Source organism: Streptomyces sp. NPDC048197 (assembly GCF_043202395.1).
Classification (GTDB): Bacteria; Actinomycetota; Actinomycetes; order Streptomycetales; family Streptomycetaceae; genus Streptomyces; species Streptomyces siderophoricus.
This window is the reverse complement of the sequence record NZ_JBIDAJ010000014.1, coordinates 121,835-139,331: the sequence shown is the minus strand read 5'-3', so window position 1 is coordinate 139,331 and position 17,497 is coordinate 121,835. Positions and strand designations below refer to the sequence as shown.

Below are 17,497 nucleotides of genomic sequence, written 5' to 3'. Positions count from 1 at the left end.
AGAGCGGCCTTCTCCTGATCCTTTGCTCCGTCACAGAGTCAGAGGAAAGCGCGAAGGCCGTGGTCGTGAATTTGAGGCATCAGGGCGTCCTGCGGGATGCGTTCGCGGAAGTGTCACGCTTCCGGACGGAGTTGTACGCGTGTCTGACCACGCGGGGCGACGCGCTGTTCGAGTTATGTGACGCGCTGCTGTGCACGGACGGGCCGGTGCGGACCTGGCTTCGGTTCCGTTGCCGAGAGCGGTGGACGGCCGGATCGTCCTGGCCGCGGACGTGCGTCCACCCCGGCAGAGCAGGACCGGAAGACATCACGGCGTGCCCTGCGGCGGACAGCACGACGCAGACCGCGGCGAACACCGCGGCCCGGACATATCGCAAGGCAGCGGTGACAGGCATGGCGCCGACATCATGCCAAGGCACCCTGCCGGTTCCGGACAGGGGGTGGCCGAATACCGACTCCATGGCCGGCAGCAGAAGCTACGGCCCCTCCCGCTGCCGGACCGCACCGCCACCGGCCGCCGGACGCTGTTCCGTCCGCGCAGGCACGCCGGCGTCCTCGCGGAGCAGGACCCGAAGGCCCTCATGGCCGATGTCGTCGACCACCCCCTCGGCGACCAGGAAGTCGGCCAGCTTGGCCCGGATCCAGGTCGAAAACGGCAGGCCGTGCTCGGCCGGCCTGGACTTGGCGATCTTCTTGATCTCCCGGCGTTCCGGGAATGTGAAGGTCTTGGGCCGGCCGCCCTTGTACTTCGGGTAGAGCGCCTCGAAGCCGTCGGCATTGAAGTGGTGAAGCACGTCCCGGACCCGGTCCGTGCTGGTGAAGGTGACATCGGCGATCTTCGCCACGGACATGCTCTGTGCAGATAACAGCACCATCTGGGCCCGCCGCCAGGTCACCACCGACCCGCTGCCCCTGCGGATGATCCGCAGCAACCGCCTGCCCTCGTCGTCGTCAATGTCCCCGACCTGCACGAGTTCAGCCACCTGATCATTCTTGCCGTCCTTCTCCGGACGGATAAGGTCCTGCGGATGGACATCACAGACCTGACGCCTCTGGAACGTCGCATCTGGCAGGCGTTCCCCCGTGGTGTAGCGATCGACGTCCGCCAAGACGAGAGTGAGGACCCCTCAACGATTCAGGGCGCGGCACGAACTGTTCGGGCGGAGGTCATCCGGGCCCTCCTCCTGGGAAGTTCATCCGAACCCGGCGAAGCGCCCGCTCTGCGCGTCGCCGGAGCGAAGATCACCGGCGTCCTCGACCTCCGGCACGCAGAAATACACCACCCGATCCGTCTGACCTCCTGCCACTTCCAGCATTCCTTGGAACTCGACGGAACGCAGACTCGCCAACTCGACTTCAGCGGGTCCTGCCTTCCCGCTCTGGCGGCCACGTCCCTTCGCGTCGAAGGTGCACTCCGCTTCACCAACTGCCGAATAGCGGGAAGCGTCCAGCTGAGTAACGCGGAGATATCCAGCGGAATCTTCCTGGACCACGCGCGCCTCGGTACTGGTGGCGGATGGGCACTCCGACTCGATCACGCCTCTGTCGGTGCCGATCTATGGGCACCGGGCCTCGTGGCACTGGGCGGGATCCGCCTCAGCACGGCGCATGTCGAAGGGGCTGTCGATCTAGAAGATGCCCAGGTCAAGAACGCGAATGGCGATGCCCTCGACGCCGCACGGCTCACCGCCGGAACCGTCCTCAACGCTGGTGGCCTCACTGCCGAGGGCCGGATCAGGCTTACTGGCGCCAAGGTCGCAGGCTGGATCTCCTTCATCGAAGCCAAGCTCAGCAACCCAGGCAGCGTCGCACTGGGCATCAGCAGCTGCGAAGCCACTCAGCTGACGCTGCGAGATGCACAACCAGTCTCCGGCGACGTCAAAATGCACTACGCCTGCTTCAAGGTCATTGAGGCTGCGCCACAGGTCTGGCCGGCCACGGTACGCCTGGAGGGACTGACGTACGAGGCGCTCACCCCGCGCCTTCCCGCCGCAGACCGACTCGCCTTGCTACAGCGCGACACTGACGGCTTCGTCCCTCACAGCTACGAGCAGCTCGCGGCCTCCTACCGCCGCGTCGGCGATGACGCCGACGCCCGCACAGTCCAACTCGCCAAGCAGCGTCGACGCAGGGTCACTCTGCCCTGGTACGCCAAGACATGGGGCTATATCCAGGACGCGACCGTGGGGTACGGCTTCCGCCCCACTCGTGCCGGTGGCTGGCTCCTGGCTCTGCTCCTTCTGGGCTCAGTCGTGTACGGAATGCACCACCCACCACCCGTCGAGCACGGCAAAGGCCCAGGGCTCAATGCCCCCATCTACACCCTGGACCTTCTTCTGCCGGTCATCGACTTCGGTCAGCAGAATGCCTTCGCGCCCACCGGCGTTTACCAGTGGTTGTCCTACCTACTGATTGCCGTCGGTTGGGTTCTCGCCACGACCATCGCTGCCGGGATCACCCGCACCCTCAACCGCCAATAGCACCGCTTGCACCCCCATTCAACAACTCGGTGCCGTCTGGCGCAGCAACCGAGCGACACGTCACAACGGGGCGAACCTTGTCTGATGCGGCACTGGTGGAGAACCAAAGGCCTCCTGTCCCAAGTTCAGGGCCCGTGGTTCGATTCCGGCAACTCCGGTCGAGGTAAGGCCGTTGAGCAAACGTGCCACTGCAACACGGCAAGCGTTCCCTTCTCGCCTCGCGCGGCTCACCGCGAGTCCCGGGCTCCGCAATCTCAGCCCACGGAACACCCTGAATCCGACTCTGGCCGACCGCAACAGATCGCAAAGGTCGCCATCACGTTATCCCTCAGGGTTCACCAAGGCGCCAGCGCATGGAAGGCCTTGGTCCCGACTACCGGATGGGATCAGCGCGCTTCCACGGTCAGCGACCTGCTGCCTTGGAAGACCCACGGATCGGGCTCAACCCGCGCCAACCGACGCGCAATCCGCCCCATCAAGGGCTCAGACGCCTCCTGCCAGCGGGCAGGGTCTACGCTGTGACCCACGGCCGCCGCATGATCGTCAGTCTTCACAACACCGACGTTCAACGGTGGCCGTACGCGTTCCCAGTCGGCCCCATCAGCAAGATCGCGACCTATGGCTGGGCTATTAGCAGTTACTGAGTGGTGAGGAGACACCCGGGTGGTTTCCAGCGGCGGACGACGACACATAGAGGACCAGCGGGTCTGGGCGGTCCGCGCGGCGCGGCTGTTCGACGGGTACGCAGTACGAGCGGGGCGGCCGCTGGTACTCATCGAGGGTTCGCGCATTGCCGGCGTCGATATGACAGGAGCGGCTCCCTCCGCGGACCTGCGCGTTCTCGATCTCGGTGACGCCACGCTGTTACCCGGGCTCATCGACTCCCACGTGCACCTCGCCTTCGACCCCGACGACAGGTCGAAGCAGGCGATGGCGGACGAAGATACCGAAACGACCCTCACCCGCATGGTCTTCCACGCCGGGCAGCAACTGCGGGCGGGCGTCACAACCGTGCGGGACCTCGGCGATCGTCACTTTCTCGCCCTCTCGCTCCGTGACCGCTACATGGCGGGCTTGGAGATGGGCCCGGAGGTTGTTGCCGCCGGGCCTCCCATCACGCGAACTCGCGGACATTGCTGGTTTTTGGGAGGTGAGGCCGACGGCATCGCGGCTGTGGAGGCCACGGTCAGGAAACACATCGCTCACGGCGTCGACGTAGTCAAGATCATGGCGACCGGTGGTGTGACCACTCCTGGATGGGGGCCGCATCAGTCGCAGTACACACGCGACGAACTGGCCGCGGTGACCCGGGTCGCCCATGCTCACGGCAGGCCGGTCACCGCGCATGCGCACGGACGACAGGGGATGGCTGATGCCGTCGCAGCGGGCGTCAACGGCCTCGAGCATGCCTCTTTCTTCACCGAGGATGGCGTCGAGCCCGACTGGAAGACCGTTGAGGCCGTGGTGCAGGCAGGCATCTTCATCGGTGCCACCGAAGCATGGCTGCCGACAGGCTCGATGATCGCACCGCACATGGCCGAGCGTGTGGAGCAGCGCAGCGCGAATTTCGCACGGATGCACCGCGAAGGAGCACGGCTGGTCTGCTGCTCCGATGCCGGTGCCGGCCCCCGCAAACCCCACGGCGTGCTCCCGTACGGAATCATCCACTTCGGCTCTCTCGGCCTCACCAACACCGAAGCCTTGGCTTCGGCCACCTCCCTTGCCGCACAGGCATGCGGGCTGGCCGATCGCAAGGGCAGCATCGCCACCGGCTACGACGCCGACCTCATCGCGGTAGCCGGCAATCCGCTCCAGCATCTGGAGACTCTGCTCGACATCCGGGCCGTGATCCGAGCTGGAAGGCTATTCCAGAGCTGATCCCGCTCACCTGCAACGACATCCAGCGTCTGTTCACGATGCGAATCGCCCAGCCCGTGCATGACGTGCCCACCGGCTCGGTGGGTCCACATGACGACGCCCCCACCAGGCCCGTGCCCAGGCCAGTCATGACCGTTGACAACTCCGAACGCAGAAACCCCCGCCGGAGCCAGCCAATGGGGGTTCCTAATCTCTCACCTGTTATCACACGCGTCTCACCAACAGGGTCGATGCACCTGGACGGCACAAGACGCTTCCGACAACCTGTGCCAGGTGGGACCGTCAGCTCGGAGCGGCCGACTATGGCCAATCCAGCAGAGCCGCAGTCCCACGGTCCGCCTCAGTCAAGCGACCATTCCCGGGCCAGCGGGCCCTGCAAGGTCTCCTCGGCTGACATACTCGCAGGTCGGCGAGTTGCCGGCGCTGCACCATCAGCAGACCAAGAACCTGATCGCGTGCACTTCAACCACGATCACGGGCGAGCTCTCAGCCATTGCTGGAACTCATGAGCCTGGGCTAACGTCTCAACTCCCGATAGCACTGTCTTCCCAACTTCGCAGGGGCAAACCTGCCGGCGCGCTCGGCGAGCATGCAACGGTGGGAGGACGCCTTCGCGGCGTGGCGGGCCCGGCTGCACGTTCCGCAGCGGATAGCCGTCGTCGAGCACGAACAGCGCCTGCCACTCGACCTCACCGTCCCGGCCCACCGGCTCCTTCTACGGCAACGGATCAACTCTGCTGAACGACTCGAACTGCGCGAGGCCCCAGACCCCGCCGATCTGGGCTGGATCGGCCGCCCCCACGAAGTCCTCCTTGCCATGTCGAACGGGGCCGCCGCCCCTTCGACCGCCCTCCCCGCTTCCCTCCCCGACAGCCCGGCCCACCTCCCGGGGCGTTCAACAGTCCTGCACGCCCAGCTCTTCGGCCACCCGGATCGGTACGACGAGCTGCTGACCGAACACCTACCTGAGCTACTGGCGACCTTCGACACCCCGCCGGCATGGTGGTTCCACCGCCATCGAGTCCTCTCCCGCCCCGACGAGGACCAGCACTTGTCCCTGCATCTGCATCTTCCCGGCCCGCTGGCCTACGGACCAGCCGCTGAGCGCCTGCACGACACTCCGAGCGGGAGGCGGTCGCCGAGGCGCTGGGCGAAGCGGTCGGCGGGTGGTCCGGAGTGGTCGCCGATGAGTGACCGGACCGTTGGGGGCTGCCGGCCGAGGTGTCGTGCCGCGCTGGTCCCGCCGCCTCCGGCTCTCCTTACGGCAGTTGGCGCTGGTCTCCGGGGAAGCCGTGCGGGGAACCGCGCATTGCCCAGGTGTCCCGATTCTCACCGGTGCGCATCGCCGTGCTCGCTGTTGCCGTGACTGTCCTGGCCGACGGTGCCATATCCGTCGGCACCCTGCTTAAAGACAATCGCGGCCAGGCACTCAGGATCTCGGGCCCGCCGGCGGCCGCACTCGCCATGTCAGCACAACGGCCCACAGCCCACAGCCCACAAGCCCACAGCCCCAACGGAAACGACGTCTTGACGCCGTCATCAGGCCACCAAAACCCTCGCCAGCCATTCCGGTGACGAGCCAAGAAGAGGACGAGAAGCTCACGCTTCGCGGCTGGAGCACCAACGACGAGTCCTTTTGAGGAGGCGAAAGGAGGTGCAGAGGGTGCGGGTAAGCGTCATCCACGCCCCTGGTCCGAGTATGGGTGGGCCGGTCGCGTCACACCGTAGTGATCGCGAAGTGTGAGCCCGGTGTACTCGGTGCGGAAGAGACCGCGCTCCTGCAGGATCGGTACCACGTGGTCGACGAAATCTTCCAGACCGGAGGGAAGTACCGGCGGCATGATGTTGAAGCCGTCCGCAGCGCCGCTCTCGAACCAGTGCTGGATCGCATCGGCCACCGTGCCCGGAGTGCCGGTAATGCTGCGGTGCCCGCGGCCGGCGCCCATTCGGCCGATGAGTTGACGCACCGTCATTTTCTCCCTACGGGCCATGCCGACGATGAGTGCGTAGCGGCCCTGTCCCCCCTCGATGTGTCGCTCGGTGGTGAGGTGCGCGGGCAGCTCCTCATCGAGCGGCAATTCCTCTGGCGAAACCTGGAGGATATTGGCCAGCTGCCGGATCGCATGCTCCGGCTTGATCAACTGTGCCAGCCGGGCGTCGAGCTCTTCCGCCTCGGCCCGCGTCGAGCCGATCGTAGGGACGATGCCGGGCAGGATCTTGACGGTCTCCGGATCCCGGCCGAACCGGGCAGCGCGCTTCTTCAGGTCGGCGTAGAACGCCTGGGCCTCCTCCAGAGTTTGTTGCACCGTGAATACGGCGTCTGCGTGCCGTGCCGCGAAGTCTCTCCCGTCCTCGGAAGATCCTGCCTGGACAAGAAGCGGGTGGCCCTGCGGACTGCGCGGAACGTTCAGCGCACCTGCGACCTTGTAGTACGTGCCCTGGTGCGCCGGCGGATACAGTCGGTCATTGTCCCCCCAGACACCGGCTTGCTTGTCCCCCCGGATGGCGTCGTCCTGCCAGCTGTCCCACAGCTTGCGGGAGACCTCTACGAACTCGTCGGCGCGGGCGTACCGATCCCGGTGCAGGGGCAGGTCGTCCAGGCCGAAGTTCCGTGCCGCCTGCAAGGTGGCCGTCGTCACGATGTTCCAGCCGGCCCGGCCACCGCTGATGTGGTCCAGTGAGGCGAAGCGACGGGCCAGATTGAAGGGCTCGTTGTAGGTGGTGGAGGCAGTGGCGATCAGGCCGACGCGCTTGGTCACACCGGCCATGACAGTCAGCAGCAGGGTCGGCTCCAAGGCGGCTGAAGGCCGACGGCTGATGTCCCCCCACAGCCCCGGGTGATCAGCGAGGAACAAGGAATCGAGCTTGCCCCGCTCGGCCACCCGGGCCAGGTGCTGGTAATACTCGATGTCGGTGTCCGCCAGCGGGTCACTCTCCGGCAACCGCCAGGCCGCCTCGTGATGGCCGACGCTGCTCAAAAAGGCATTGAGATGCAGTTTGCGGGTCACCGTGTTCCCCCTTCGGGAAATTCTCAACGAGTATGACGGCACCGGCCGGACCCGAGCCAGGAGGGGTGGGCGCGGGTACCGCCCTACGGAACTTGAGTCCCAGATGAAACGTCGAACCGAATCCTCAGCTGGGCGAGTTCTGCTCGGTATTCCTCACGGCCGGCCAACTCTCCGGCCTGCACATGCTGGATGGCATACTTCTCGTGCACGTCGCGTAGCTGCACCAGCTTGTCCAGCAGTGATGCCGCGCAATCCGCTGACTCGTCATCGTGCCGATGGCGGAATATGGTGAGGGAGACGCAGACACCTTCGATCAGCCTCTCCAGATCCCATGCCGGGTAGAACATGCCGTAACGGGAATGAGCACCGAACCGGAATGCTTCACGCAGGTACCAGTTCCGGACCGTGACGATACGGAGCGCGCGGGAATCGTCAAAGAGGGCATCGCTGCTCAGGAGCTTTCGCTGGGTCTTCTCGAGGACGCGCCAGCCGTACGCGACATCGATCCGGAGTCTGCTCGCCGCCTTCGGCGGAAAGCGCGGCAGCACCCGCTGCCGTTGCACGGCGGAGCTGAGGTGTCGGGTGACGGCATCCATGGCCGCCCCGCCGTCGACGCCCGACGTTTCCGCGGCGATGGCATAGTCGTGCAGAATGCGGCACACGTAGTACTCCGGGAACCTTCCGATCTCCCAGCCGTACTCGGGCAGCCATTCCTTGAGGTCGTCCAGCGAGGTGATCAAGGGGTGCTCTGCGGCATATCGGAAGGTGTTGATGATGTTGGCTTGCAGATCCGATGCGGGTTCGGGCCAGTCAGGCTCCCCGGTGAGAAAATCTGCGGTCCCTAGCTCACGAGCGCTCTGCAGCACCTTCTGGGCCTCGTCCCGCACGTCTGCCGGCAGCACGTCGAAGTCGAGGGAGAAGTGGTCCGCCAGTGTCGGTCCCACGTCGAAGAAGGCGTCCGGGCTGGGATAGACGCATAGGTATCCCGCGTCGCGCTCCGTCGTACTGCCGCCGCTGCCGCGGGCCAGCCGTTCTGCCAGGGCCGCTGCGATTCTTTCGTGCGCCTGGGCCGTCGGGTGGCAGTAGTCGAAGAAATCAGCCGGGGTCAGAAGCGACGCCAGGTCGAGCACCTCGACGTCCATCTGTGCCGACAGCGCGGTAATGGTTCGACGGTACTCAGACTTAATGCGGTACAGGTTGCTGTCGCTCTCGACTGCGCGGCGTGCATAGCTTTGTGCCTGTTTCTCTTGGTTCTTACGGGTCAGCAAACGGCTCAGGTTGTAGGCAGCGACCGCACCAGCTGCGCCTACGTTGTCGGCCAACTTCTCCAGTACGGCGACCGGTTCGTCCTCGGCGCCCTGCTGATCGAGCAACACGGCCAGGTTGTTGCGGGCAATGGGCGAGACACGGCTCTCTTCCTGGGCCAGCTTCCGGTACTTCTCTGTGGCTGACGTCAAGTTCCCGTTCTCGTGGTCACGGATTGCGTCGATCAGCAGGCACGACTCCTCGCTTCGGCCAGCGAGATCGTCAGCCAAACGCGCGTCGAGGCCCACCACTTTGTAGAACGAGGCATTGCTCGCCATCATGGCGGCTGGAAACCGGGTGTTGGCGATGGGATTGACGAGAATGACTCGGATTCCGCGACGGCGGGCCGGCCGTACGATCGACTCAAGGTTCTTCCGGAAGTCTTGTGGTGTGGTGGCGACGGAGAGCCTTTCGTCCCGTTCGTCGAACTGACCTTTGTTCTTCTGCTGGATGCGGACGATCGGTCTCTTCGGTTGCCGACGGGGCAGCCACCGCGCCCTGTCTCGCCAGGGTTTGTAGGAGCCCTTGTAACGCGACTGGGCACCGTCGGTGTTCCCTAGATACACGATCACTACATCCCAGCGCCCATGTGCAAGAGATCGCCGGAAGTACCGCGCTGCGTCAGCACTCGTGAAGCCCGGGACTGCGTGGTTCTCGATCCGATGTGCTTCGCCCAGGATCTTGTGCAGCACGGACGGGTAAACAGTCTGTGGGGCCCCGATCCCCGCACTGCATGAATCGCCGAGAACGAGAATGCGCATGGCCTGTCTCCCTCCTGCTCGCGATGGATCGGTGCACGGAACCACCCTCGGGACGTGCCGACCGGACTACTTCCGCGATCGCCGTGAGAACCAGGACGCGGGGCCCCTCCGTGACGCCCCCACGGCTTCGCTGTCACTCTCCGTCACACTGGCGGTGGCCAGTACGACTCTCAGCGCATCGGCTGCGGTGGCGCTCGACATCGACGGCCGCCTCTCCCGGTCCGCGGCCTGCGTGGGAGTGAAGGGCACGTGGACGAAACCGCCGCGGATGGTCGGGAATTCGGTGGCGATGAGGTGGGCGAGGCCGTACGCGATGTGGTTGCACAAGAAGGTGCCGGCCGTGTGTGAGATCGAGGCGGGTATGCCGGCCTCCAGGACGGCCGCGGTGCAGGTCTTCACCGGAAGGGTGGAGAAGTAGGCCGCCGGCCCGTCGGGGACGATGGGTGCGTCGATGGGCTGGTTCCCCTTGTTGTCCGGCCCCTGGGCATCGTCGAGATTGATCGCGACGCGCTCGATGGTGATGTCCGGTCGGCTGCCTCCCTGACCGGTGGCAACGACCAGTTCCGGTTCGGTACGCAGGATTTCCTTGCGTAGGGCCGCTATGGAATCACCAAACGCACAGGGGAGTTGGACGACTTCCAGTTGCAAGCCCGCCGGGGGGTCGTCTGCCACCAGTCGGCAGGCCTCCCATGCAGAATTCAGGGAATTTCGCCCGAAGGGTTCTACTCCGGTCAAGAGAATGCGAGAAACGATGACCTCCGGTGGCTGGAGCGGAAGGTGTTTCAGATTTTATCGACCGGACGAAGGACGAGACAAGGCGTCGCATCGCGAAACTCAGCAACAGTCGTTCCCCGCCTACCCATCGATGGGCAGGCGGGGAACGGATTCACCAGTTCTTAGAATTCAGCGCAGCACGAGGAGCCGAACACGGGCGCAGGCCGGGGCCCCGTCAGACGGCGTGCCGCATTCCCCGTACCGACGGCACCGCCAGGGGGCAGAGCGTGAGAATGATCCACAGGAATCCGCCGACCAGCGCCACCCGGGAAGCGCCGAAGACGCTCGCGAGTGGCGCCGCGGAGAGTTGCCCCGCCGGAATGGCGATGAAGGAACCGAGATTGTCGTAGGAGGAGATCCGGGAAATCATGTTCTTCGGGATCTGCTCCTGGAGCGTGGTTTCCCAGGCAACGCTGTAGAAGCCGAGGCTCAGACCCGCGATGAATGCGGAGGCGGCCAGCCAGTACACGTTCGCCACGAGCCCCAGGGCAATGAGAGGAAGACCCACCAGCGCCGCGCAGGTCTGCGCCACGGGCAGCAGACGCTTCAGGACGATCCGGTACATCAGCACGGCCATGAGCAGCACGCCGGCCGCCTTGACGCTGAGCACGACTCCCCAGGAGGTCTCGCCGATGCGCTCCTTGGCGATCAGGGGGCCCAGTACGGTCCAGATGCCAACCTGCACATAATTCGCCACGCCGAACGTGGCGACGATCGTCCATACCCAGGTCCTCGACCTGAATTCGGTCCACCCCTCGCGAAGGGACACAAGGACACTGGCCTTCCGCGGCGGCGTGTTACCGGCCACCTTCAGCCGAGCCATGCACACAGCCGCGACGAAGTACGTGGCCGCGTCGAAGGAGATGGCCCAACCACCGCCTGCAGTGGCGACGATCGTGGCCGCGGCTGTCGGGCCCAGTACTTTCGCCGCATTCTTCGCCGAACCCAGAACAGAATTCGCCCGCTGGATCTGAAGCTTGGGCACAATGTCCGGAACGATACCGCGCAGGGCCGGATTGGTGAAAGCGGCCATCGTTCCGTTGAGCGCTTCGAGCGCGATCAGTGAGCCGAGGTGATAATTCCCGGAGATCAGCAAGAAGGCGACGATCGCCTGGGTCAGGGCGGCACCCAGGTTGGAGAGCAGCAGTACCAGGCGTCGCGAGAAGCGGTCCCCGACGACACCGCCGGCCAAGGTGAAGAGGATGAGCGGGATCGTGTTGGCAGTGAGCACCGCGCCCATGTCGCCGGCGCTGTTCGACGCATTGAGCACCGCGAGGGACAAGGCGACGGGGGTCATCGCACTGCCCAGCAGCGAGACAAGCCGCCCCGTGAAGAACCATCGGAACGCCGGCAGACCGAATGGACTTCCGACTGCCTCGGCCGGTTCTTCAGCTGTCGTTTCGGTTTTCAGGCTCATTCTCTCATCCTGCTCGATACGGACGGGAAGCGGTGAAGAGACGCACGAGCCTACAACGCCAAGTCACCCGTGCCACAACAGTATTGACCGTTACATGGTTTGTATTTGACGAGATGATGCGGTGCCTTCCGCCGGAATCTGTGCCCGAATCTCCGCGGCGCCACGGCCAGGGATGCGAGAAAAACCGACCAGCGGTTCCGAAAATGGAGCGGGCCCGGCAGGCGCCGGGCCCGTCCATGCATTCTTCCTTAGTGGTCGTAGCTCATGGGGCACCTCCTTCTTCGTCGATCGGCTGTTGATCACGGGACGGGACTTCGCCCGGGACTCCACAGAGGCCTGGGCGAAGCGGCAACTCACCCGCCGTCACCGGCTGTGGATCCGCGCCCGTGAAGTCTGGATGGTGATGTGCGGCTACTGACGGAACGTGACGGGGAGGACGTCCAGGCTCCGCACCGTCGCCGTACGGCGGCGTACGGGTGTTCCGGCCAGCCTGAGCGGCACCGGCGCGTTGCGCAGGCCGATCACCAGCTGTTTCACCGCGAGCTGGCCGAACATGGTGCCGAGACAGGCGTGGGGACCCCAGCCGAATCCCAAGTGCTGGTTGGGAGACCGGTCCAGGACGAGTTCGTCCGGCCGCGGAAACTGTTCCGGGTCCCGGTTGGCGGCGGCCATGAGCGTGAGCACGGTCTGCCCCGGTTCGATCACCGTGGTGCCGATCGTCGTGCGCTTGGTCGCCACCCGGCTCGTGCCCTGGGCGGGACCGTCGAAGCGGATCAACTCGTCCACGCCGGTGTCCAACAGGCCGTCGTCGCGCAGCTGCTCCAGAGCCTCGGGATGCTGCAGGAGCGTGAAAGCCACGTTCCCGGCGGTCGCGTACACGGTGCCGAAGCTCGCGTTGAACGTCACGCTGGTCGTGTTGCGGATGTAGTGCTCCGGAACCTTCGCCTTGGCCGCGTGCGCCCTGACGTGGTGCAACGTGCCCGGGCGGTCATTGGTCTCGAACCAGGAGTCGACCAGAGCGTTGAACTCCTTCCGGGCCTGGTCCCCGACCTGGACCGTACTGGGCAGCAGACCGGAGTCCATCCGTCGGGCGAGCGCGTCCGATATCTGTACGTACGGACCCAGTTCCGGCTCTTCGACGCCCAAGAGATCGGCCGTGATGGACAGCGAGACCGGGGCGGCGACTTCGGTCATCCAGTTGAACTCGGCCCGGTCCGACAGGCGGTGGAAGATGTCCGCGATCTGGCGTTGCGCACGCCGCCCGATCTCGTCGAAATCCTGCGCCCGCAGCGCGTTGATGAACAGTCCGCGCAACGAGGTCTGGGCCGGCGGATCCAGTGACTGGATGCTCTGACGGAACTCCTCGACGTCCTCGCCGACCCGGCGCCGGTCCCGGGCGAAGAGGCGGTAGTCCCTCAGCACGTCCCGGCAATCGCGGTAGCGGGTGAGGACCCACGACTCCATTTGTTCATGCCAGAAGACGGGGGCGGTCTCTCGGAGATGGGCGTAGAGAGCGTAGGGGGACGTCAGCGTCTCGGGATCGAGCGGGTCGTAGCGAACCTCAGGAGTAACTGGGACATGTAGAGGGGAATTCATGACTCCACCGCCTCGAAGGGGGCACTCTCATGGATCTTTTCCACGGCGGACACCACCTCGTCGATGTAGCCCTGACATTCGAGGGGCGACATACCTTTCACCGCCGCACAGCCGACGCCCGTTGTCGAGGCATCCGCCATATCGCGCATGGGGCTACCCGTTTCCAGACGCATGATCACGCTGTCCACACCCGGGAGCTTCATGATTTCTTCAGGCTCTACAGTATTCAATTTGCCGGGCGCGGTGGGAAGTATGGTCCATGCGTGGGTGAACTCGGTCTCCTCGCCCCAGCGGGGTATGGGATCGCCGGTGATGACGCGCGCACTGGCCTCGTAAATATCCACGCCTATGACGCGTTCGGTCATCACGCCAACGATTCCACCACCGGGGCGACAGGCGAGCTCGCTCGCCACGAACTCTCCTGGCTCACCGAATGCTTCCAGGTGGAAGACGGCCGTCTTCATCCCGAGTGCATGCAGTGCCCGTAAGGCCAGTTCGGCCGCTGAATCGTATATCTCTCGATTGAGTGCCGGCGTCAGCGCGATCGAACGAATGGGCTTGCCGTATTTCGTGCACAGCAGGGGCTCACTGTAACGCGAGACCATGAAGGCGGACAGCTCTCCGTCTTCGACGATCCCGTCGAAATGCCATTCACGGCCTTCGACGAACTGCTCGACCATGGCCCGGCCGCCGTCGATGGAGCCGGCTGCGGCCACGAACTCATCGACGTCACGGGCCACCTTCACCGACTTGCTTGCTCCTTCGGCCAGTGGTTTCACCACCAGCGGGAACTGTAAGCCGGTGTGCGCCAGGCAGGCTTCTGCTTCTGCCGTGGAGGCGAGACCGTTGCACAACACGTGCCATGCGGCTGTCGGCACTCCGGCCTCGTTCCACTTCTTCTTCTGGACTCCCTTGTCCCGGCAGGCAAGTGCCTGTGCGGGGGTGAGGGAGCGAGCACCGATCAGCTGCCCCAGGACCGCCGTGGCCACGACCGCCCACTCCGTCGTCGTGACCACCGCGCCCACGGGGTTCATCGGTTCGAGATGGTGCAGGGCCGACCACAGCGACTCCACTTTGCGGTAGGAATCCACCGCACACATACGCTGCACCTGGTCCGCCAGGCCGACCGCCCGGTCGCGATGCCCCGGCTCGTAGAGCAACGTTATCTCGTGCCCGTCGGCACGCAGTCCGCGTACGATCTCTTCCCGCGGTCCCACGAGTACAACATGCATGAATCTCCTCCGATGCGCATGCACTTGGCTCAGTTCCGACCGGCGACGGGAATGTCCTCCGAAAAGAGCAACTGATTCCGTAGACGAATCCATGCTTGCTCTTCGCTCGAATATATTTCTTCTCGGTACCAGGCCGCGACCTTCGAGACCCTGCCTTTTGATCTCCGGTACCTGGGGAGGTCACCCCAGTAATAGAGATGCCCTCCGGGTGCCTTGAGCCAGCACAGCGCCCTGGGCAAGGGACTTTTAGGTGTACCGGAGTTCACGGCAGTCATCAAGTGCCTCATGTACGTCACATGCCTGGCCGCACGCTCCTCGTTCAATTGCATGGCGCCGAACAAACTCTTCGTCCGTTCGATGTCGTCGTCGCGCGGACTGGCCCGTACGAGGTGATCACGTATCGCGACGTCCTCCACACCACCGAGCGGAAAGGTGACGAGGGGCTCCGGAATCAAGGCATTTCCTGCGGCACGAGCGTACTCACGGTCGTGCGGGCTCATGAAGTCGTTGTACAACCCGTAGGTCTCACCGTCGCTGGTTTCGACCGTCCAGAAGACTTTCGCCGAGAAGGGCGTGTCCCACCACCCCAGAATGTTGGGCCGCCAGGCCCATCCTGCCAGTACCAGAACCATGAGGGCCACACTCAAGGCCCATGGCCAAGCACCAAAATGGATCGGGTCAGTCGATCCGGAGACGGAACAGACCGCGGCTGCCAGTACCACTCCGGTCACGATGTTCTCCCAGAACAGCAGGCCCGAGGTGAGTGCGACCACGCAGTTGAACGTGAGGGCGCCGGCCACGGCGAAGACGAAGAACCAGAGGTTCACGAAGGCCAGCAGACCGGCGAGCTCGACCAGCATGGTCGCGACGTTCAGCAGGACGGTGACACGGCGTAGAGCGCTGACGATCCTCGCGGCTCTCCGAGCCGGGATGAATCTCGCCCACCCCCACGCATAGGAGGTGGCCACCAGGAGGTCGGTGCGGTTTTCGAGCATCCAGGACCAAGGGAAGCGTCCCAGCCTCGCTTTGCTCCAGGCAGCCGTGACGTAGTGGCTGAGGTACACGCTGCCCAGGAGCACCGCCAGCGTCGTATTCGACGCCGCAGGAGGTGTGGCGCCGAGCCAGGGCAACACCCCCACAGCGAGCGAGTAGCAGAAGGTGGCCTTCACCATCCGGAGGCAGACGTTCGAGTGGTGCGTCCACCCGCCCAGTCGCCCACACACCAGCACCACGGCGAGGACGGCCAGGCTCGGCCAGCGCAGCGCCGCCACACCGGCGAGGAGCACCGCCAGCCTGTCCGCACGTTGCCAACCGAGACTCCGGGCCGCGTCATAGTCCAGGGTGAGGTACTTCCACAGGACGAGGGCCAACGCCACGGCCGGCACCAGCGCCAGGTCTCCCGTCGGCTCGGAACCGACGGTGGTTCCGATCGCGCTGAGAAGAGCGACCACCGCGCCCGCCTGAAGCGACTCCGCAGCCCGTGGAGGTGCCTCCGGATACGTACCGTTGAGAGCTACCGCGGGATAGCGCCCAGCGCCCAGCCGCACGGCACACCAGCCGATCAGCGGGGAAACGAGCCAGCGGTACAGGGCGAGGGTCAGGGCGAGTTCAACCGCGGTCCACCCCGGGTCAGACAGCGGCATCGCGATCCATACGCCCGGGTCGGCCGGCGTCGTCGTCCGGTCGTCTCACATGAGGCATGGCGCATCTGGCCTTCCTGGTAGGTGCTGCGGGCGTGTGCGGTGCGCTCCCACGCCCGCGGGTTTCAGCTGCGGACCGCCTGGTCCACGGCCAGGTCCATATCGGCGAACTCCCCGGCTTGCCGTCGGCTGTCCCTGCGGTCCATCCAGGCGAGCAGCGGTGCCGTCATCGTCGTGGTGACCAGCGCAACGATGATCAGCACCGTGAACAGGGCGGGCGAGACGATGCCCGCCTGCAACCCGACGTTCAGGGCGATGAGTTGCATCAGTCCGCGCGCGTTGATCAACACACCGATCCGTACGGCGATCGGCTGTTTCTCACCCATCAGCCGTGCCGTGCCCCAACACGCCCCCCATTTGCCGACCACCGACGCGACTACGCACACCAAGGTGAAGGCGGCCAGTCGCCAGTCTGCGAGCAACGCGAAGCGGGTGTTCAGGCCGGAGTAGACGAAGAACAGCGGCAGGAAGACGATGCGTCCGAGCGGCATGATCTTCGCGAGCACCGCGTCGGCTGCCTCATTCCGCGGATAGACCATCCCGAGGCAGAAGGCACCGAACACCGCGTAGATCCCGATGCGGTCGGTGAACCACGCCGCGGCGAACAACGCCATCCCCGTGATCAGCACCCGCTGGTCCTCGTTGACCCGCGGGTCGCCGAGCGCCTTCGCCAAGAGGCGCCGCCCGACCAGCCACAGCAACAGGGCGAACAGCACACCGCCGACGACCGCGATGGTCACAGGAGTGGCCGAACCAGCATGCATGCCCACGACGATCGCCAGGAGGATCCATGCCAGAACGTCGTCCAGTGCGCCACAAGCGAGCGCAAGTGACCCGAACCTCGTGCCGGCCAGCCGCCGTTCCGTGATGATCCTGGCCATCATGGGAAAGGCAGTGATCGCCAGCGCGACGCCGATGAACGCGGTCGAAACCCAGGGGGAGACTCCCGGCTTGAGGATGCCGGCCCAGCTGTTGCCGAGCAGGCTCACTCCCACTCCGAGGCCGAGGGGCACCAGGTTCCCGGCCAGCGAGATCGCACCGACCGCTTTGGGCGATCCGCGCACATTGCGCAGGCTGAACTCGTGCCCCGCGCCGAACATGTAGATCACGAGGCCGATCTGGCCACCGACGTAGAGCAACGGTCTGATGGCGTCGGGAAAGAGTGCGCTCTGCAGCCCCGGCCAGAGCAGCCCCAGCAGCGAGGGCCCGAGCAGCACACCGGCGATCATCTCTCCGACGACCGGTGGCTGGCCGATCTTCACCGCCGCCCAGCAGACGAGTCGGCAGGCCGCCAGGATCACCACTACGGCCAGGAAGAACGCCGGTCCGGCTTCGGACGCACTCATG

11 protein-coding genes and 2 pseudogenes are annotated in these 17,497 nt (G+C 65.2%); 3 read left to right on the top strand and 10 right to left on the bottom strand.

All coding sequences use genetic code 11. The features are described from left to right. Positions 1–262: 262 nt before the first annotated feature. A pseudogene (locus ACGF4C_RS20220) lies at positions 263–460 on the bottom strand (hypothetical protein); the annotation flags it as partial. A gap of 90 nt (positions 461–550) precedes the next feature. Beyond that, a pseudogene (locus ACGF4C_RS20215) lies at positions 551–982 on the bottom strand (helix-turn-helix domain-containing protein); the annotation flags it as partial. 45 nt (positions 983–1,027) lie between these two features. Here ACGF4C_RS20215 and ACGF4C_RS20210 point away from each other — a divergent pair. From ACGF4C_RS20210 to ACGF4C_RS20200, 3 genes are all read left to right on the top strand, one after another. Continuing rightward, positions 1,028–2,479, top strand: coding sequence for a membrane-associated oxidoreductase (locus ACGF4C_RS20210; RefSeq protein ID WP_393567947.1), 1,452 nt, complete (start codon positions 1,028–1,030; stop codon positions 2,477–2,479). Between the two features lie 663 nt (positions 2,480–3,142). Then, complete coding sequence (locus ACGF4C_RS20205) at positions 3,143–4,357, top strand: amidohydrolase family protein (protein ID WP_393567945.1); 1,215 nt, start codon at positions 3,143–3,145, stop codon at positions 4,355–4,357. 568 nt (positions 4,358–4,925) lie between these two features. After that, positions 4,926–5,723, top strand: coding sequence for a lantibiotic dehydratase (locus ACGF4C_RS20200; RefSeq protein WP_393568031.1), 798 nt, complete (start codon positions 4,926–4,928; stop codon positions 5,721–5,723). Between the two features lie 310 nt (positions 5,724–6,033). Here ACGF4C_RS20200 and ACGF4C_RS20195 read toward each other — a convergent pair whose 3' ends face one another. The 8 genes from ACGF4C_RS20195 to ACGF4C_RS20160 form a co-directional block, all read right to left on the bottom strand. Beyond that, a complete protein-coding gene (locus ACGF4C_RS20195) occupies positions 6,034–7,365 on the bottom strand; it encodes an LLM class flavin-dependent oxidoreductase (RefSeq protein ID WP_393567943.1) in 1,332 nt (443 codons plus the stop codon). Between the two features lie 83 nt (positions 7,366–7,448). Further along, a complete protein-coding gene (locus ACGF4C_RS20190; RefSeq protein WP_393567941.1) occupies positions 7,449–9,431 on the bottom strand; it encodes a GDSL-type esterase/lipase family protein in 1,983 nt (660 codons plus the stop codon). Positions 9,432–9,497: 66 nt separating this feature from the next. Continuing rightward, the gene (gene pcp, locus ACGF4C_RS20185; RefSeq protein WP_393568030.1) at positions 9,498–10,184 is read right to left on the bottom strand and encodes a pyroglutamyl-peptidase I; all 687 of its coding nucleotides are present in this window, start codon (positions 10,182–10,184) and stop codon (positions 9,498–9,500) included. Positions 10,185–10,380: 196 nt separating this feature from the next. Then, entirely contained in the window at positions 10,381–11,622 is a 1,242-nt protein-coding gene (locus ACGF4C_RS20180) for an MFS transporter (protein ID WP_393567939.1), read from the bottom strand. Positions 11,623–12,033: 411 nt separating this feature from the next. Continuing rightward, positions 12,034–13,086 carry a cytochrome P450 gene (locus ACGF4C_RS20175; protein WP_393567937.1) on the bottom strand — a complete coding sequence of 351 codons (1,053 nt, stop codon included), beginning with the start codon at positions 13,084–13,086 and terminating at the stop codon, positions 12,034–12,036. 128 nt (positions 13,087–13,214) lie between these two features. Then, positions 13,215–14,450 (bottom strand): acetyl-CoA carboxylase biotin carboxylase subunit family protein, encoded by a 1,236-nt coding sequence (locus ACGF4C_RS20170; RefSeq protein WP_393567936.1) that lies wholly within the window; start codon positions 14,448–14,450, stop codon positions 13,215–13,217. A 29-nt stretch (positions 14,451–14,479) separates the two neighbouring features. Continuing rightward, the gene (locus ACGF4C_RS20165) at positions 14,480–16,093 is read right to left on the bottom strand and encodes a hypothetical protein (RefSeq protein ID WP_393567934.1); all 1,614 of its coding nucleotides are present in this window, start codon (positions 16,091–16,093) and stop codon (positions 14,480–14,482) included. Between the two features lie 122 nt (positions 16,094–16,215). Further along, a complete protein-coding gene (locus ACGF4C_RS20160; RefSeq protein ID WP_393567933.1) occupies positions 16,216–17,454 on the bottom strand; it encodes a cation:proton antiporter in 1,239 nt (412 codons plus the stop codon). Between the last annotated feature and the right edge of the window lie 43 nt (positions 17,455–17,497).